The sequence below is a fragment of the Ruminococcus flavefaciens ATCC 19208 genome, from assembly GCF_000518765.1.
In the GTDB taxonomy this organism is placed as follows: Bacteria; Bacillota; Clostridia; order Oscillospirales; family Ruminococcaceae; genus Ruminococcus; species Ruminococcus flavefaciens.
This window is the reverse complement of record NZ_KI912489.1, coordinates 249,389-268,311: the sequence shown is the minus strand read 5'-3', so window position 1 is coordinate 268,311 and position 18,923 is coordinate 249,389. Positions and strand designations below refer to the sequence as shown.

The window sequence follows — 18,923 nt, the reverse complement described above, 5'->3', positions numbered from 1 at the left end:
ACAGAATGAATAATAAAAAAATACCCGTTATACTTATCACAGGCTATCTTGGTTCGGGAAAGACTACTCTCATGCAGAATCTTCTGAAACAGGAGCAGCGCAAGATAGCACTTATCGTAAATGATATGGGCAGCGTCAACATAGACGCTGCTCTCCTGAACAAGAACCGTGACCGAATATCTTCCGTAGAAATGGTCGAGCTCCAGAACGGCTGCATATGCTGCACTCTCAGAGACGAGTTTATTGCTGAAATAGAGCGTATCTCTCAGCTTCCCGATATTGAAGCCGTTTTCGTAGAGGCTTCGGGAATAAGTGAACCCTCAAATATCGCAGCATCATTCGTTGTTTATACAGAGGATAATCCCGATACCAATGTATATCTCAGCTCCGTTGTATCTGTAGTAGATGCCGACCGCATATATAATGAATTCCTGCGTGAGATCTCAATGGAGAACGATACAGAGGAAGGCGACATCATCAATCTTATTATCGACCAGATAGAGTTCTGCAACCTTGTTATCCTCAACAAGACAGACCTGCTCAACGCTGAACAGATCGAAGAAGTTACAAAGGCTATCCGCGATATACAGTCAGAAGCCGAGATAATCCCATGCATAAACAGCGAAGTCGATACCGATAAAATACTCCACGGAAAAGAGTTCGATTATCATGCGGTACTTGCTTCATCATCGGTACAGCGTGCCCTCAATACCAACGAGCCTACAGATAAAGAAGCCTGCATGGACGAGTATGGCATAACTTCTTTTGTATTTGAGGAGGCTCGTCCCTTTGACCGTGACAAATTCATGGACTTGGTCGACGAATATCCAAAGGAGCTTATCCGCACCAAGGGCTATGTGTGGTTCGCAGATGATGACGTACATATTCAGTTGTTTGAGCAGGCTGGCAGAAACGCCAGTGTTACGGAGCTTAACGAGTGGCTTGCAGCTTGTCCGCAGGAGGAGCTTGATGCCATGTTCGAGAATTATCCCGACCTTAAAGACGACTGGCACGAGGTCTACGGCGACCGTATCAATCAGCTGGTATTCATCGGAAAGGGATACAAAAAATCAGATATTCTTGCAAAGCTTGAAAGCTGCCTGACTATATGAGCAGCAAGGCAATACCTGTATATCTTTTTCTTGAAGGGGGAAAAACAAAGTTTATTCAGGAAACGATCTCAAATAAACGTTTCGGACTTGACGAAAACATTCTGATTGTCATTTGTGAAGAAGGGATAGCGGAGTACGATATTTCGCAGTTCAGCAGTAGGACGCTATATAATGACCTGCTGTGAAGCAGATATGAAATTCTGCCGGTTCGTTTCTTTATACAACCAATATTACAACGTTCAGGGCGAGAAATGGGTAACTGTAACGGCTGAAATAACTGTACAGTACCATGAGACTGAAAACATTGATATACCGCTTCTGAGAATTGTCGATCTTTATGAATGCGAACCGCCTGAAAAAGCAATTGCATCATTTCTATAATTATTCGGTGGAAATTATGAAGTATACAAAGCGACTAAGAAATTGGTCGCTTTTCTTTTGCAGTATTTATGGCGGCACTATATTAAACGACAAAAAACGGCTTGCCTTTTTAAAAAATATATGTATAATAAAAGCATAGATATAACATTTCAGCTGAAATGATTTTCTGATTTTTTTTAAGAGGATGTGATTTGATTGAGATCAAGCTGTATCAAAAAGATCATTGGCATTACTGTTTCTTCAGCAATTATCGTCTCATCTGTACCGTTTGTAACTTTTGCAGCCGATAAACACATACGCGGAAATTTAGACGGTTACGAATACGAAATGTGGAATCAGAACGATATTGGTGACGTAAGCTATGAATATGAAGCAGGTTCTTTTACCTGTTCATGGGCAGATGTAGAAAACCTTATTGCCCTTATGGGAAAGTCCTACGACGATCAAAGAAAGAATTACAAAGCTTTTGACGACGTATCATTCAGCTACGACATCGAATTCACACCTCATGGAAATGCTTTTTACGGCGCATACGGCTGGACACGAAATCCGCTTGTGGAATATTACATAGTAGACGGTTGGGGCAGCTGGAGACCATCTCCTTCTTCAAACAGCGAATTACTGGGTACAACTATCGTTAACGGTAATGAATATGAAATATTCAAAACCAATCGTTATAATCAGCCCGGACTTGACGGTCCCAATACATTTTCCCAGTACTGGAGCGTCCGCACAAAAAGTGATTCTAAAAATAATACGACCAATCACATAAACGGCTGTATAGACGTTGCAAAACATTTTGACTCATGGGAGGCAGTTGGACTCGATACATCAGGTACTCTGTATGAAGCATCATTCAATATTGAGGCGTACAGATCAAGCGGCAGTGTCAGACTTAACAGTATAAAAATAGGCGAAGGAAAGGACAGCACTCCCCTTACAGTATACTCCAATAAATACTATAATAATGAACAGTCAATGTATACTGATGCAGGCTATTTCTTCATGTATAATTTTGACTATTATTTAGATGACTGGTCTCCGCGTGATAATGAGTCACTGAAAAGAAGCAGCTATAGCTATGAGGGAGCAAATGCTATGCTCGTAAGCAATAGATCTGCGGCATGGCAGGGTCCAAGTATTTATCTCGGTTCAGAGAAATACACGCCCGGTGAAACATACAGCTTCGGTGCATTTGTAATGCAGGATTCAAAGGAATCTGCCGATTTTGAAATTGTGCTTCAGTATCTAAAAGACGGAAAGTTCCAATATGACACGATTGCAGAAATAAAAGCCGAAAAAGGACAATGGAGCGAACTTTCAAATTACTCCTATACTATCCCGGAGGGTGCAAAACAGCTTACACTGTATATTGATACTCCTGATTACACAGGTGATTTCTCTGTTGATAACGCCTATGCAGGAAAAAAGGATACTCCGCCTTTCTATATCAATGATAACGAAGCCTCCCGCAATCAGCGCGGTGATGTGAACCGCGACGGTGTCGTCGATGTTTATGACCTGATATTGCTCAGAAAAACGGTTATCCAGTTATCAGCAAAAAGCGATATTCCTCCTATGAATTCCGATATAAACAGCGACGGCTCAGTTAATATTGCAGATATTGTAAGCTTGCAAAAATTTCTCCTCGGAGCCGACAAGCCTGATGATCAGGAAACCACGACTACAACTACTGCATCATCAACTTATACTACTTCTTTGACTGCAACTACCGAGGATAACAGTCAGATCACTACAACACAAACCTCAGCAGCAGGCTATAAACATATAACACAGGAAAAAGCCAAGGAAATGATGCAGGCTGACGACGGTCATGTTATCGTCGATGTACGGCGGCAGGACGAGTACGACAGCGGTCATATCCCCGACGCGATACTGATACCGAATGAGTCTATCGGCACTGAGCAGCCGAAAGAATTGCCTGACCCCTATCAGATCATTCTTGTATACTGCCGAAGCGGCCGCCGCAGCATAGAAGCGGCACAGAAGCTTGCAGATATGGGATATACTCATATCTATGAATTCGGCGGTATAATCGACTGGACGGGTGAGGTCGTCACAAGCTGATAATAAAGAAGTGCACAGAACTTAAAGCTGCATGGCTGAAAATAGTTCTCAGCATATTAGAAAAGAACAGGCAGCCAAATCACAATCTATGGCCGCCTGTTCTTTTTCTGTTTAGTTAATGCACGAATGGACAATACACCTCAGCAGGTAAGTATCAACATATCTCCTGCTGTTGTATTCAGTATGTCAAAGCTGTTTGCATCCCTGTCAGCTCATAAGGAAAAGGAGAATATGTTCTTAGCAGGAGGAATAGCTTTGGGTATATCGGCACTTATATATATTTCTGTAAAGCCATACCCGAGAGATATGGCCTGCAATTATGAAGCTGAATACCAAATAGAAAAAAGCGGCTAAGATAATTCTTAGCCGCTTTGCATAAGCTTATAGAACTTTTCAGATCTCGCTGCCGCCCCATTCAACAACTGTAAAGCCTTTTCTCTCAAAAGAATCAAGCTGCTGAGGTTCGATATCCACTGCCTCTTCAAGCGGCACATATGTCATGAATACGCGTAGGAGGCTGTCAGGAGTCGGTGTAATGTTCAGCTTTGCGGAATTCGTATAGGCATCGCTTTGGAAGGAAATGAGATTATACTTGTTATGCTCCATTCTCGGCAGCCAGTATACGATAAATTCATTCATTTCTTCCTCGGTAAGTCCCATATATGTAAGCTTTTCCTTGAGGAAGCTTTCGGTATCACTTCCTGCAACGCAGAATCCCTTTGACATATCAAATCTTGTACGGCAGTTTGCGCTGTCCCAGAAAAGGTACTTATGATGCGTACCGTCAGCCTTGTTAAGAAGAGAACCGTCAGGTGACGCCACAACGTCCCAGCCGTTATTATATCTCGGATAAGTTGTGGAGAGCTCTGATTCAGTCAGTTCAAGCTCAATACGGACTTCGGTCTCCTCTTCGGGATAAAGGTAAATAACAGGCTTATCAACATACTTCTCAAAATAAAGTGTCATAGTCTCGTTATCACCCTCGACTGTTTTCACCCAGCCGTACTTGCCTTTGTACTCTGTGAACAGCCATTCAGAATTATCATTCTGATAGCCAATTTCATAGATCCTTGTTCCCTCAGGAATGTTATCTATTATTTGATAGCCTTCATCAGGACCAAGATACAATTTCAGACCGTCCACCAGAACACGTAATGGTGAAGCATTTGTAAGACGTTTATCAGGCTCAACATATGTCACTGCATTTTTCCTGATAAGTTCTTTTCTCATAAGAATGAGGTCAAAGACTGTCAGCTCATTATCCAGATCAAAGTCGGCTTCTCCCCAGCTGTAGATCTCTTTATCGTATGCATTGAGCAGCCATTTCTGCAATGCTACCATATCGGCGATATTGAATTCACCGTCTCCGTTTATATTTCCAGATACTTTTATCTTGGTTCTTATAACCAGATCCATCGCGCCGTTGTCGTATAGTGTTACTTCGGGCTGATCGTCGCACAGGAATTCGAAATAATCTGCGGATCTGTACAGATTTGCGAGATCGGTCTGATAGACCTGCGGATTGGAGCTAACGACATATATAGGACCTGTCATCATCCAGCCGCCGGGTACATTCGGCTCTTCAAACCGAATATCGGTTCCGAATCCACAGTAATGATTTTCCAGCAGCTCACTCGGGATAAGCTCACCTGTATCCTTGTCATAAACTGTGATGCGTGTTTCTCCCTTTTTAAGGTTGGTGAGATCAGCAGACTTTTCCTCAGGAAGCACTCTTTTGGATTCTTTTTTCAGTCTGAACACAACATCGGCAGAACCGTTTTCATACTCTGTAACGGTCAGATGATCGGATAAAATGCCCCCTTTAGTATAAACTATAAAACCTTTATTGTCAGGCTCAGCATATCCCTCGGGAATACCATAGTCACCCAGACGGAATGCAAAATGATCTGCTTTGGAATAGTTCCATAAATTATCAATAACTGTAGGATTGGGGTTTATTGCGTAGATAGGTCCTGTGACCTTCTCACCTTCAGGTGTATAATGCCGTATATCCGTCCATATGGAAAGCATCGAGTCTTCAGCAATTTTCAGCGGTTCACCTGTGTCATAGTCAACAACGGTGACTTTCATATTGCCGGGAAGCAATACATTCCGAGCATTATTGATTATTGCACAGTCTGCGACTAAGGTCTTTTCAACCTCGTCAGGAAGATACGGCTTTCCGTAGTTTGCAGCATAATCATAGGATATCTTTGCCATACCGTCTTTTTTAGCCTGATACAGTTCTATCCTGTGCTGTTCACCGCCGTCAAGAAACTCAGATGTTTCTTCATTACAGTATTCTGTCATTATATGATTAATGACAGAACTGTCAAAATCGTTACTCGGAGTTGGATACCAGTCAAATGCCGTGCCTGCATTTGAATCAAGACAAAAAACAACATAATTATCCCTGACAGAAACATCACTGTACGTTAGTTCATAAACCCTGTACTCTTCATAACAATCGGGCAGCCAGCTGTAAATGTCTGTTTCAACCGTATTCAGTGAATCATCTATTGAGAATGTGAATATCTTTTCGCCGCATACGTTTACCCATGTATCAGTAAAACTGATCTCAAATTCGCCCTGTTTTACGGGCTTGTAAACTCTGACTTCGTAATTGAAGGCTTTGTCCTTTGAAGCATAGATATCCCGCTTCAGACACTGTGTCATGTCTTTTGTTTCAATGATACCGTAACGCAGTCCCCCCTGTGGTTCATCTTCGGTAACTTTTTCTGCCTGCTCCCAGAATACAGCACAGATGAGTCCGTCCTCTATATGTGTAGCTCCATAGGTATTACGGAATTCAAGTGCAGATTCAAAGTCATCAGGTATCCATTCAGGAAGCTTTTCCATGCTCTTTGCAGCTGCGGGCTGTTCGGCAGCATGGGCAGGCATCAATGTTGCAGGAGCTGTTAACATCACACCTGCTGTCAATAGTGCGATCGGTTTTGCTTTCATATCAATTCCTCCGTCCTGTGTTGGATTTTGTTAGCTGCAAGATCATTGATCTTGCCCCCCTTAATATAAGGAAATAATTTATGTTTTATATACTTATTATACTATTGCTTTTTTCAGGAAGTCAACAAAATATCAGTAAGTTGCTTTTTTTAGGGGGTAAGTTGCATTTTTCAAAGCGGTAAGTTATATTTTTATGTTTCCGAACTGCTGTGTTTGATGTTAAATCAGCCTGAAAGCGGAATTATAAAGCTGAATGTGAACTTGACAAGGCTCTGCATGACATACTTCATTTTCTGTACCATAATACATTCTCAGCTGACATTTAAATTCTTTTGAGCTTCTTCTTAAAAACATATTTCCGATTTTATTGTGGAACTGAGAACAGGAGCAATAAGGAAAATAGGAGAAAAATCAATATTTATTTCTAAATATCAGTTTTAGTCCATTAATTTAGTTTATTTACACATAACAATTGAACATTTGAGAATATTATAGTATAATAAGACCAAATCATCAATTTAGGGGGGGAATAATAATGCAGGAATTGCTTGAGCGGAAGCAAGGTCTTCATAGAACTGTACTTATTGTTGATGACGAATTCATCGAAAGAGAAATGCTCGGAGCTATGCTGAGCGGATTATACGAGATCATTTATGCATCAAACGGAATGACTGCCCTTGAGATCATTAAGAAGAAAAAAAAGACACTATCTCTTATTCTCCTTGATTTTCATATGCCTGTTCTTGACGGATACAGCTTATTGAAAATTTTACGTTCCGACAGCGAACTGAGGAGCATTCCCGTTATCGTTCTAACTTCCGAAAAAAAAGCCGAAGTAAAAAGCTTGCAGCTTGGTGCAGCTGATTTTATTTCAAAGCCATATGAGGCTCCGGAAGTCATACAGGCAAGAGTCAGACATTCGATCGAGCTTTTTGAAGACAGGATCATTATTCATGATACAGAAAGAGATGAACTGACCGGGCTTTTTAATAAAGAATTTTTCTTTGAATACGGGAAAAGACTTAATAACCAGAATGGCAATATGCCTATGGACGCTCTCGTTCTTGATATAAATCGTTTTCATATCATCAATGAGCTTTTTGGAAGATCATACGGCGATAAAGTTTTAAAAATAATCGGTCAGAGCATACACGAACTGGTTCGTCAGACAGGAGGACTTGCCTGCCGCAGCAACAGCAACTGTTTTGGTATTTATATCCCTCATATGGATAATCCGAAAGATCATCTTCCGCGATTTATATCAATGATCGAAGATAATCTGGACGACCGGAAGATCAGTTTCAGAATAGGAATATATTCTGATGACGGTAATGCTCTTGATATGGAACAGCGCTTTGAACACGCTGATCTTGTATGCCGCAAGATAAAAAACAGCTATACGACCTGCTTTGATATTTATAATGCTGAACTGCACAGCAAAGAGCTTCATTCAGAGCGGCTTATAAATGATATGGATACTGCTCTCTCAGAAAAACAATTTAAATTATTTTATCAGCCTAAATACAATATCAGTGACAGCAAGCCTGTACTGGCAAGTGTAGAAGCTCTTGTCCGCTGGTATCACCCCGAATACGGCATAATACCGCCTGCTGAGTTCATTACCCTGTTTGAGGATAATGGTCTTATCCGACAGCTTGACAATTATGTCTGGAATGAAGCAGCAAATCAGATAAAACAATGGAAAGACGCCGGATTCAATGTCCCCATATCTGTTAATGTTTCAAGAGTTGACGTTTTTAATCCGCGGCTGGTCGAGATATTAAGTGATATAACAAGATCGAGAGGTATCGACAGCGAAAACCTCCTTCTTGAAATAACCGAATCTGCATATTCGGATAATGCACAACAGATAATCAGTACAGTGATAAACCTTCGTGAAAAAGGTTTTAAAATTGAAATGGACGATTTTGGCAGCGGGTATTCTTCACTCAATATGCTGTGTTCATTGCCGATTGATGCACTGAAATTAGACATGGAATTCATAAGGAACATATGCGACAACAAAAAGCATCTGCGTTTAGTCGAAATAATGATCTAGATCGCAAGACTTCTCGAGGTACCTGTAATAGCTGAAGGTGTTGAAACCAAGGAACAGCTGGATCTGCTGGAATATCTGGGCTGTGATATAATTCAGGGATTTTATTTTTCAAAGCCGCTTCCGGCAGAAGAGCTGACTGCTCTTTTAATGGCTGAAGTAAGGAGTGTATAAAAATGATCACGCTCGATAAACTAAGCGAGTTCGGTGCTGATGTGAAAGACGGACTTATTCGCTGCATGAACAAAGAGGATTTTTATCTTATGCTGGTAAACAAGGCTCTGAACGATAACAGATTATCCGAACTCGAACAGCAGATATACTATAAAAATTATCATTCAGCATTTGAAACTGCTCATACATTGAAAGGTATGTATTCAAATCTTTCTTTAACACCGTTGACAGTTCCGATCAATGAAATGACCGAACTTCTGCGCAACGGAACAGATACGGATTATACTGCTTTATTGGAAGAAACAAAGACACAGTTTCGCAGGCTGTGTGAGCTGTAATGTAAAAACGGGAACAGTTCTTTGAGTTGCTCCCGTTTTATTGTTTTATTTTGATATGAGAATGTGCGGAAAGGTGGTTAAGAAAAATGGATAAAAAAACAGTGTCCGAAACTCCGAAGCCCTATTTATCAGGACTTGATGTCTGGTCTATGGCTTTCGGCTGTATGGTCGGTTGGGGGGCTTTTGTAATGCCCGGAACTACCTTTCTTCCTATAGCAGGTCCGATCGGTACAATAATAGCTATGTGTATAAGTACGCTTATCATGCTGGTCATAGGTTACAATTTCTCATTTCTGATGAACCGAAGTCCCGGAGCAGGAGGTGTCTATTCTTATACAAAAGAGGTATTCGGAAGAGATCATGCGTTTTTAAGCTCTTGGTTTCTGTGCCTTTCTTATCTGACTATTGTATTCCTGAACGGAACTGCGCTTTTTGTTGTACTGCGAACTGTATTCGGCGACGCTGTACACACAGGATTGCATTACACAATTTCAGGAAATAAGGTGTATTTCGGAGAAATACTTGTTTCCGTCAGCGCACTTGCAGGTGTGGGTATCCTGTTTATCAAAGCAAAAAAGATACTTCATAAAATACATTCGCTTCTTTCTTTAATAATGATCGCAGGAATTCTGACGGTTGCTTTAATATGTATTCCTCATGCTGTTTCGAGCAATTCACTGAGCATAATAGGATTAAAGGATACCAACATTGCATATGGTATCTACAGTATAATTTTTCTTGCTCCGTGGGCATTTGTCGGATTTGATGTTATTTCCTTTGACACATATAACTTTAAATTCAAGATAACGAGATCCAAACGTATTATTTTTACTGCGATCATAGCCGCAGGTATTGCATACACTGCACTGGCAATAGTCAGCATATCCTCTGTTCCCGACGGATATGCCGACTGGACTGAGTATATTACAGATCTCGGCAGTCTTTCAAATGAAAGATCCGTTCCTACATTCTATGCTGCAAAAGCTATAATGGGAACACCTGGACTTATATTGATAAGTATTACAGCTCTGGCAGGTGTCCTTACAGGAATAATCGGCGGATATCGTGCTACTATACGCGTTCTGTCAACTATGGCAGAGGACAAGATCCTTTCCGATATGTTTTCCAAAACTGTATACAGTACATTGTTTATTATGATCTTTTCTGTCTCTCTTGCGCTGTTTGGCAGAAATACTCTCAGCTGGTTCGTCGATCTGACTTCATTCGGGGCTATAGTCGGATTTGGATATACCTCAGCAGCAGCCTATAAGCACGCTAAAACCGAAAACATAAAAAGAGTCAGGATAACAGGCTTGACAGGTACTATTATTTCCGTAATATTTGTAACAGTTCAGCTTGTTCCAAGATTAACAGCAATGGAAGCAATGGGCAGTGAAGCATTTCTGCTTCTTTCCTTCTGGTGTCTGATCGGATTCGTTTTTTACTGGCGAACCATTACACGCAGCACTTTAAGCGAATACAGCGGTATATCCACATCAGGAGTAGTTCTTTTTTCTTTGCTTATATATTCTGCTTTTCTGTGGCTTGCAAAACAAATTGCTTCAAAGGAAAGTGTTAACGCTGTACATTATTCGCTTATATCAGGCGGCATCGTCCTTATGGTGGTCGTTTTCACAGGACTTGTCATAATGATATATATACAGAATCTTGTACGAAAAAAGCACGAAGCTGCCGAACTCGCAAGCATTCGTGCCATAGAAAGGAATCATGCCAAAAGCCGTTTCCTTTTCAATATGTCACATGATATCCGTACTCCAATGAATGCAATAATAGGATATACAGGTCTTGCTCTGAAAGAACCTTCATCTCCTGAACTTCATAACTATCTTGTCAAAATAGACCGTTCCAACAAGCACCTGCTTACGTTGATAAATGATATCCTTGAAATGAGCCGTATAGAAAACGGCAAAATGGAGATCATATGTATTCCTGCCGATATTAACAGGATATTTGATGATGTATATGATCTTTTCGAGGAGCAGATGAAACAGAAAGAAATTGATTTTAATATTGATACTACAGGGATAAAAAACAGGTATATTTACTGCGATGAAAAAAATCTGAATCGTGTTATCCTTAATCTTCTCGGCAACGCCTACAAGTTCACACCAAAAGGAGGAAAAATACACGTATCCGTACTTGAAAAAGACTGTGAAGAAGCGGATTTCGGTTCATATGAGATCAGCATATGTGATAACGGAATAGGTATGTCGGAAGAATTTGCCAAAAAAATGTTTTCTCCCTTTGAACGTGAACGCACTTCAACTGTAAGCGGCATTGAAGGAACAGGTCTCGGACTTTCAATAACCAAAAGCTTAATGGACCTTATGGAGGGAACTATTGACGTAATCACTTCCCCGGGAAACGGAACAGAGATCATTTTGAATCTCAAGTTCAAGACAGCTGACGAGACCGATGTTGTTCAGCAGGACAATAATGAACATTCTCAGGACGATATAATGTCATTTGCAGGCAAGCGCCTGCTGCTTGTTGAGGATAATATGATAAATATGGAGATCGCAAATATGGTTCTTTCACAGGCAGGATTCATAGTTGATACAGCAGAAAACGGTAAGGAAGCTGTTGAGAAAATATCTGCTTCAGAGCCGGAGCATTATTCTGCTGTTCTTATGGATGTACAAATGCCTGTCATGGACGGTTATACCGCAACCAAGAAGATACGCGAACTTGATAACAAAGAACTCGCAGGAATACCGATAATAGCCATGACAGCAAACGCTTTTAAGGAAAATGAAGATGAAGCAATAAAAGCCGGTATGCAGGCACATATCGCAAAGCCAATAGATGTAAAAATACTATTGCAGACCCTGACATCGGTTTTGACGAAAAAAGAATGATATATGACATTAAAAGTTTAGTGCAGTCCCGTTTTGGGACTGCATTTGCTTCTATATCAAGAAAAATTGCCCGTCAGAACATTAATGACAGGCAATTTCATAAAACATAATTTGTATAATGCTTTGATTTTGCGTTTTTCGTTGTGTTTGCTTTAAAAATATGTTGTTATTCAACAGGCAGTGTAAATATAAAAGACGTTTCCTTGCCTACTTCGCTCTCTGCCCGTATCTTTTACGGTAGCTTTTATAAAGTTGTCCTCTTTTTCCGCCTTTACGAGTATCGTACCGTTTTTCGTATGTTTGAGGGCATTTGAGATAAGATTCACGAATACGTGCTGCAAAAGCTGTAGCTGTAGGTACTGCTGCGAGCATTGCAAGAACTGCGAGACAAGAAATCATTTTTTCATACTCTTTGCCCCATTCTAAAAAAGCATTTTCGGACTTGATGTCCTTGGTATGATTATATTATATTACATTTTTCCATCTTCTGTCCAGAATTACAAATCTGTAATCGCATTTATTTAAAATTCTGCAAACATAGTGCCGCCTTGCTTGCTTTTAGACATCTTATATGCTATAAGCAGCGTGACGCTGCACCCTTTTTCGCGTTCAAGCTTATACATAACGGCAATTTGTCACCGCGTATCTTGCTTTTAGACATCTTATATGCTATAATTAAGGCAAATTAAAGATTTAAACCCTGTAACAGGATAATTACACCGTATAAATACAGGAGGTTTGGCATGAAAAAAAGAAATGTAAAGCGCTTTATATCAGCAATTACAAGTTTGGTATTATCGTTTTCGGTCTATCATCATTTTCAGAATAGATTTATAAAAGCAAATTCAATTTCGGTTCCGACAACTATTGCAGCAAACGAGTTTGCGGCTTATGGATCTGAGCCATTAGAAAATCCCTTTAACTATCAGGACGACAAGGAAGTACCATATGACGGCAGACAGTGGAAACAGCCAAAAGAGTGGAATTGCCCCACTATCAAGGCAAAAGATTACAATGGCGGAATAATGCTTTATTTCGACAAGATCGGACTTGAGCCCGAATATGCTAAGGGTAAGGTGCAACGGGTATATTTCAGCATTACAGGCGCAACAGAACCTGTCAGCTATATCAAGTTCCATATCTTTTATGATACCCGACTGAAAGTTAAGGGAAACTCAACCGGTGAAGTCATAACCCCGGGCAGGGGATTAAACTGTTTTACCACAGGTTCAGCAATGATCGAAGAAGGACAGCTCGTATTTTATGCATATTCTGAAGATACTCTGCTGGATAAAAGCTGCTTGTTCACCATTGATTTTGTTGTTCCCGAAAACGCCGAGCAGGGCGAGGTCTATCCCTTTGGCATTTCGTATGTAAATGACGGAATAGCTTATGACACATTTATTAATTCAGAACAGAACGATGCAGGCAAGCTTCAGATGACCTACGTTTTCACTAAGGGTATCAATAATGGTTATATAAAGATCAACGGTGAGAAAAAAACTACGACTCCTGTTGAATATGATCTCGGAGATGTCAATAACGATGGCCGTATAGATGCCGTAGATGCTTCATCAGTTCTGTCATATTATGCGAAGGTCTCTACAAATCAAGATGGCGGCTACACTGAGGCACAAAAGCTTGCTGCCGATATAGATAATGACGGCTTTATAAATGCAATAGATGCATCGGTTATTCTTGCGTACTATGCATATGCTTCTGCCTCAAATGAAGAAGCTATGCCGATCGAAGAGTATCTGAAAAACAAATATCTTGACTGCTGATCTTAACCCGAAAAGCAAAATGTTCCTTTTTTGAGCTATATGCTGCATTTTGTATTTTGCGGTATATTTTTGAGATATTAAAATAACCGCAAAATATCCTCAAATTATACCGAAAAAACCTTGTCATAAAATCAGTCGGTATGTTATAATGCATATATGATAAATAGACCAAAAAAATCGATTATTTCTGTTTTATAGCATTTTCTGTCAATATTCTGATGTCAACCACAGAAGCAATAAACAGAAAAATCAACAAATGAAAGAACAAAAAAGGAGAACCAATATGCTATCAGCTAATACTATCACTAACGAAAAAGAACAGTACCTTTTCCCAACTAATCAGTCTACTGAAAATACAAGGCTGCATACAGATCAGCTTGAAACGGAAGTTGTCAAGTTTGTCCGTAAACTCGGAATACGTCCTAATTTAAACGGATATCATCTTCTTATAAAAGCAATACTTATGGCTATAGAATCACCGAATCTTCTAAAAGCCCTGACAAAGGAGCTCTATCCCCGGATCGCAAAGGATCACGGTAAAAATGTAAAAGCTGTTGAGCGCAATATGAGAAAAGCGATAGAATCTGCGTATGCGTATGATCCGCAGCGTATTCAGTCAGTCTTTTATTATAAAGTGGACAAGCCCTATATTTCCGAAGTCCTTTCAATGGCTGTCGAGTCAATACGTTATGAACTTTAAGCAATAACAGCCTTTTCCATTCCCCTGTGCACTTATGAGTTGTTTGTGAGTTCTGCAAATTTTACCACAGTGCGTACAAAAAGCAAAAGCCATAGTAATCCTGAGCAGACTTTCAGGATTCTATGGCTTTTCAATTGACAATTTCTCTTATTTATGATATCATAATTAATATCTGCTCAACAACTAAAAACCGCAAAGCGATACACAAATCGCTCAAGACTATATTTATATATGTGATGGCTATGTATTATTATATAAAAAACACACTTGAAAAAGCAAAAAAGCTGGACTTCAAAAGCAAAAACGATAAATTCGTTGCTGTACTGACATCTGCTGAATGGCTGGAAAACAGGAATAAATTTGATATGGGTATCGAAATGGATATTGATCTTTCCGTTATTCATTCTACTAAAGCCGAGGTAAACTACGACTCGCTGACAGGCACTTTTTCTATTCCCAACATAGAAAATATCTCAGCGCCAAATACAAACTTTGCATTCGCCCTTGACGAAAAGGGTATCGTATTTATTGACGACAGCGGCTTTGTGAATAAGCTGATAGGCAATATCATCAGCACCAAACGCTGGATAATGCCCAGCCTTGAACGCTTTATATTTGATTTCCTCGAACAGATAGTGGCTAAAGATCAGATAGTTCTCGAAAATCTTGACAAGGAACTTGATACGATCGAATCCAATATTCTCGAAGGCGAAGAAAAGGATCCATCACTGAGAGTCAGCCGTATCAGAAGTGATCTGCGTGATCTCAGAGTTCACTATGAACAGCTTCTTGAGCTCAGTCAGGAACTTGAAGAAAATGAAAACGATTTCTTTAAGGAGGAGAATACCCGCTATTTCCATCTTTTTACACAGCGTGTTTCAAGACTCCATGATTTTACAGCCTCGCTCCGTGAATATTCAATTCAGATACGAGATATATACCAGTCAAAGCTTGATATAAAGCAGAATCGCATTATGGCTTTGCTTACAGTAATAACCTCTATTTTTATGCCGCTGACGCTTATTGCAGGCTGGTACGGTATGAACTTTAAATATATGCCGGAGCTGGAGTACAGAGCAGCTTATCCGATCGTAATTGCAGTAAGTATCATAATAGTTATAATAAGTCTTATATTCTTCAAAAAGAAAAAATGGCTCTGAGTCTTAATAATAGTTCCAGAATCATCAAAGGAGTAAACCCAATGGAAATCAACAAACTAAAACGTGATACAGTCGAGAAACTTCGCAAGGTAAAAAAAGATAATGGTCTTACCAATTCACAGATCATGGATATGCTTGAACAGAATAATTGTTATATTTCCGAAGCAACTATCAAGAAAATATTCTCGGAAAACAATGATCCCGGAAGCTTTAAGTATCAGAGCACCATTGTTCCGCTTGCAGACGTACTTCTTGATATGTTCAGCGATGACAGCGGTTCTGATGATATTAATGCCCTTAAAGCACTGATACATGACAAAAATGAAATGATAAGTATTCTCGTAGTAAAGAATGAAGAGATACGTGCCGACTATGAAAAGCGTTTGAACCATTTGCAGAAACAGATCGGAATGCTTGAAGATCATTTGATATTCAGAGAAAAACAGATAGACAAAAAGGACGAAATAATCACTAAGCTGCTTAATAAGGTGATTGATTGTCCCGGTTCATGTACAATGAAGCCGTAATCTGTCATAATAACCGATAATCATTAAAAAACTCCCCTTTGCATCATTTTGAGATACAATGGGGAGTTTTTGTTGCATCAAGCCGGAATCCTGTATTGACATATTAAGGTATCATATGTACAATAATGATGTATTATTACATTGAAAGTGCAAAAAGAGATGGTTAAAATAATAAGGAGGGACATATGACTGAAAGGTTAAGAAACAAATGTGAGCTTTTTTACGGAATCGCAATGCCATTTCAAAGAAGTTCATATTTGAAAAAGATATTATGAGCATAGCGGCAGGACTGATATTTACAGGTGCTGACAAAGAAGCTGATATTGAAAAACTGACTGAATGCCGCAAGATCCTCAATAAGCATACAGGATTTTTCTCAGAATACAGAGATGCTGTGAAATTAGCTCTGCTCAGTGAAATGGCACTGTCCGAGACTCCCGAACAGTATATCGACGATGTCAAGACAGTCTATAAAAAGCTGCATAAAGGGAAATTCAAGAACAATTCCTACATGGTTCTTGCAGCAATGCTGACCTGTGACCTTGGAAAACAGGAGAACGCTGATGAGATCGTTGAAAAGCATAACGAGATCATAAAGCAAATGAATATGCTGCACCCGATACTCACAGACTCAGAGGATATTTCTTACGTGATACTCCTTGCGCTTTCAGACCTGTTTCATAATATTTTACTTCAGCTCCGTCATACTGCGAAGTCCTATGGCAAGTGTTGATACATTATGCAGCAGTGCAGATGTCGCAGGCGGCAGGACTCCGAGCACACCGAGGCCGATAAGTCCGCCATTGAAACTGATAATTTTTCTGTAATTCCAGTCAATACGTGACATAAGTGCATTGCTCATGCGTTTCAGTTCGACAAGAGAGTAAAGATCATCTGCTGAAATAGTAATATCCGCTATCTCACGTGCAATTGCTGCACCTGTGCTTATGGCTATGCCTGCATCGGCTTCACTCAGCGCAGGAGAATCGTTTACGCCGTCACCTATCATTACCACTTTGCGGCCTGCCTCATGCTCGGCGCATATAAATGCAGCCTTGTCTTCGGGGAGTACCTCAGCGTGATACTCGTCAACTCCAACTTTTTCAGCGACTGCCTTTGCTGTCCGCTCGTTATCGCCTGTCATCATTACTACCCGTGATATGCCGTATTCGTGAAGCTTTTTCACAACGTCAGCAGCTTCCTCACGTAATGGATCTTCTATGCAGATAACGGCTGCAACCTCGCCTCCTATGGCAAGATACAGGTGGGAATACTCCTTTGGTAAATGCCTGAAAATGTGATCATCAGGCGGAGTACAACCCTCGTCCTCGATAATGAAATGGTGACTGCCGATAAGTACACGCTCGTTCTCAACCATACTTGAGATACCGTGTGCCACCACATACTCCACATTTGAGTGGAATTCCTCGTGTTCAAGCCCTTTTTCAGCTGCCGCAGCTACAACAGCGTTAGCGATAGAGTGTGGATAATGCTCTTCAAGGCAGGCTGCCAGACGCAGTATCTCGTCCTCGTCGCGTCCGCCGAAGGTTATGACCTGTGCAACTCGCGGATTTGAATGAGTGAGTGTTCCGGTCTTGTCGAAAACGATCGTATCCGCTTCCGCAACAGCTTCAAGAAAACGTCCGCCCTTGACAGTTATCCCTGCACGGCTGCAATCACGCATAGCAGACAGCACTGATATAGGCATTGCAAGTTTAAGAGCACAGGAAAAGTCCACCATAAGAATAGACAGTGCCTTTGTGACATTCCTTGTAAGCAGATACGTAAGTAAAGTTCCGCCCAAGCTCCACGGTACCAGCTTATCCGCAAGATGCGAAGCCTTGTCCTCGGCTGAAGATTTCAGTTTCTCGGACTCCTCTATCATCTTGACGATACGGTCGTAGCGACCGCCGCCTGCGGTATTCTCAACGCTGACAGTACACTCGCCGTCCTCAACAACCGTCCCGGCATAAACGTAAGCTCCCGCACTCTTGTGGACAGGCACAGACTCGCCTGTCATGGAAGCCTGATTGACCATAGCATCGCCCGATATGACCTTACCGTCCAGAGGTATCATAGAGCCTGTTCTGATTACTATCATATCGCCCTTGCGAACTTCATTCACTGACATGAGAACCTCCTGCCCGTCGGCAGTTTTCGTCCACACCTGTTCAACGCCGAGGGACATAGTCCGCGCGAGGTCATCTATGGACTTCCTGTGTGTCCACTCGTCGAGGATATCTCCCACATTCAGCAGGAACATTACTGAACCTGCGGTCTTGAAATCTCCACGCATAAGCGATACTCCTATAGCTGTTGCATCAAGAACTGACACTTCAAGCTTACCCTTCAGCAGACATTTCAGTCCACGAAATATGTACTTTGCGGCTTTGAAAACAGATATTATCCTGCGTATGGGCTGCGGAACAATAAAATTATTCACCGCTCTCCTGATAACTAAAGCTGCAAGTTTTTCCTCATACTGCTTATTCAGTTTTCTGCCGGTCTGCTCGGGGACAAGAGCTGTATTCTTTTCATCGTTGAATGAGAATTTTGAAAGTTTTTCAACTATCTCATTTCTCGGACAGGTGTATGCAATGACCACATCGCAGGTGCGGTCAAACACCTGTACTCTTGTAACTCCTATTATTGCAGACAGCGCATATTCTGCAATATCAGCCTGCTTCAGCGTCATTCTTTTCATACAGAAACGCACTCGCATACGACCTTTAGATTCATGCATTATTTTACATTTCATAT

General features: G+C 40.8%; 13 protein-coding genes and 1 pseudogene. 11 read left to right on the top strand and 3 right to left on the bottom strand.

The features are described 5' to 3' along the window. The first annotated feature begins 5 nt into the window (after positions 1–5). The 3 genes from L870_RS0107990 to L870_RS19000 all read left to right on the top strand — a co-directional run bounded on the left by L870_RS0107990 (position 6) and on the right by L870_RS19000 (position 3,581). Positions 6–1,112, top strand: a complete 1,107-nt coding sequence (locus tag L870_RS0107990; protein WP_037271645.1) for a GTP-binding protein — start codon at positions 6–8, stop codon at positions 1,110–1,112. A gap of 138 nt (positions 1,113–1,250) precedes the next feature. Then, on the top strand, positions 1,251–1,493 hold the full coding sequence (locus tag L870_RS0107980; protein ID WP_341349471.1) for a TIGR03943 family putative permease subunit: 243 nt from the start codon (positions 1,251–1,253) through the stop codon (positions 1,491–1,493). 195 nt (positions 1,494–1,688) lie between these two features. Further along, complete coding sequence (locus L870_RS19000) at positions 1,689–3,581, top strand: glycoside hydrolase family 11 protein (RefSeq protein WP_080676392.1); 1,893 nt, start codon at positions 1,689–1,691, stop codon at positions 3,579–3,581. A 393-nt stretch (positions 3,582–3,974) separates the two neighbouring features. On the opposite strand, the gene L870_RS19875 is transcribed toward L870_RS19000, so the two are convergent. Next, positions 3,975–6,545: a dockerin type I repeat-containing protein gene (locus tag L870_RS19875; protein WP_080676391.1), complete on the bottom strand. Its 2,571-nt coding sequence runs from the start codon at positions 6,543–6,545 to the stop codon at positions 3,975–3,977. 535 nt (positions 6,546–7,080) lie between these two features. Here L870_RS19875 and L870_RS17065 point away from each other — a divergent pair. The 3 genes and pseudogenes from L870_RS17065 (at position 7,081) to L870_RS18505 (ending at position 11,992) form a co-directional block, all read left to right on the top strand. Next, a pseudogene (locus L870_RS17065) lies at positions 7,081–8,775 on the top strand (putative bifunctional diguanylate cyclase/phosphodiesterase). Between the two features lie 2 nt (positions 8,776–8,777). Beyond that, positions 8,778–9,113 (top strand): Hpt domain-containing protein, encoded by a 336-nt coding sequence (locus tag L870_RS17060; protein WP_051411471.1) that lies wholly within the window; start codon positions 8,778–8,780, stop codon positions 9,111–9,113. 86 nt (positions 9,114–9,199) lie between these two features. Next, positions 9,200–11,992: an amino acid permease gene (locus tag L870_RS18505; RefSeq protein ID WP_051411470.1), complete on the top strand. Its 2,793-nt coding sequence runs from the start codon at positions 9,200–9,202 to the stop codon at positions 11,990–11,992. A gap of 170 nt (positions 11,993–12,162) precedes the next feature. On the opposite strand, the gene L870_RS20145 is transcribed toward L870_RS18505, so the two are convergent. Further along, positions 12,163–12,333: an ATP-binding protein gene (locus tag L870_RS20145; protein WP_423752169.1), complete on the bottom strand. Its 171-nt coding sequence runs from the start codon at positions 12,331–12,333 to the stop codon at positions 12,163–12,165. Positions 12,334–12,735: 402 nt separating this feature from the next. Here L870_RS20145 and L870_RS0107930 point away from each other — a divergent pair, with 402 nt between their 5' ends. From L870_RS0107930 to L870_RS0107905, 5 genes are all read left to right on the top strand, one after another. Continuing rightward, on the top strand, positions 12,736–13,776 hold the full coding sequence (locus L870_RS0107930) for a dockerin type I domain-containing protein (RefSeq protein ID WP_028517693.1): 1,041 nt from the start codon (positions 12,736–12,738) through the stop codon (positions 13,774–13,776). 283 nt (positions 13,777–14,059) lie between these two features. After that, entirely contained in the window at positions 14,060–14,476 is a 417-nt protein-coding gene (locus L870_RS0107925; RefSeq protein WP_028517692.1) for a sporulation initiation factor Spo0A C-terminal domain-containing protein, read from the top strand. Positions 14,477–14,718: 242 nt separating this feature from the next. After that, on the top strand, positions 14,719–15,636 hold the full coding sequence (locus tag L870_RS0107920) for a magnesium transporter CorA family protein (RefSeq protein WP_028517691.1): 918 nt from the start codon (positions 14,719–14,721) through the stop codon (positions 15,634–15,636). A gap of 41 nt (positions 15,637–15,677) precedes the next feature. Next, complete coding sequence (locus L870_RS0107915; RefSeq protein WP_028517690.1) at positions 15,678–16,163, top strand: hypothetical protein; 486 nt, start codon at positions 15,678–15,680, stop codon at positions 16,161–16,163. A gap of 238 nt (positions 16,164–16,401) precedes the next feature. Then, positions 16,402–16,896, top strand: a complete 495-nt coding sequence (locus L870_RS0107905) for a DUF4003 family protein (RefSeq protein WP_341349470.1) — start codon at positions 16,402–16,404, stop codon at positions 16,894–16,896. Here the strand turns inward: L870_RS0107905 and L870_RS0107900 are convergent. Further along, positions 16,852–18,921: a heavy metal translocating P-type ATPase gene (locus L870_RS0107900; RefSeq protein ID WP_028517688.1), complete on the bottom strand. Its 2,070-nt coding sequence runs from the start codon at positions 18,919–18,921 to the stop codon at positions 16,852–16,854. The two genes, L870_RS0107905 and L870_RS0107900, sit on opposite strands and share 45 nt — an antisense overlap. Positions 18,922–18,923 lie beyond the last annotated feature (2 nt).

What these genes read in the sequence shown, in the direction of transcription:
- L870_RS0107990 (WP_037271645.1), top strand. Translation starts at nt 6, where the DNA reads ATGAATAATAAAAAAATACCCGTTATACTTATCACAGGCTATCTTGGT.
- L870_RS19875 (WP_080676391.1), bottom strand. Translation starts at nt 6,545, where the DNA reads ATGAAAGCAAAACCGATCGCACTATTGACAGCAGGTGTGATGTTAACA.
- L870_RS17060 (WP_051411471.1), top strand. Translation starts at nt 8,778, where the DNA reads ATGATCACGCTCGATAAACTAAGCGAGTTCGGTGCTGATGTGAAAGAC.
- L870_RS18505 (WP_051411470.1), top strand. Translation starts at nt 9,200, where the DNA reads ATGGATAAAAAAACAGTGTCCGAAACTCCGAAGCCCTATTTATCAGGA.
- L870_RS0107930 (WP_028517693.1), top strand. Translation starts at nt 12,736, where the DNA reads ATGAAAAAAAGAAATGTAAAGCGCTTTATATCAGCAATTACAAGTTTG.
- L870_RS0107925 (WP_028517692.1), top strand. Translation starts at nt 14,060, where the DNA reads ATGCTATCAGCTAATACTATCACTAACGAAAAAGAACAGTACCTTTTC.
- L870_RS0107920 (WP_028517691.1), top strand. Translation starts at nt 14,719, where the DNA reads ATGTATTATTATATAAAAAACACACTTGAAAAAGCAAAAAAGCTGGAC.
- L870_RS0107915 (WP_028517690.1), top strand. Translation starts at nt 15,678, where the DNA reads ATGGAAATCAACAAACTAAAACGTGATACAGTCGAGAAACTTCGCAAG.
- L870_RS0107900 (WP_028517688.1), bottom strand. Translation starts at nt 18,921, where the DNA reads ATGAAATGTAAAATAATGCATGAATCTAAAGGTCGTATGCGAGTGCGT.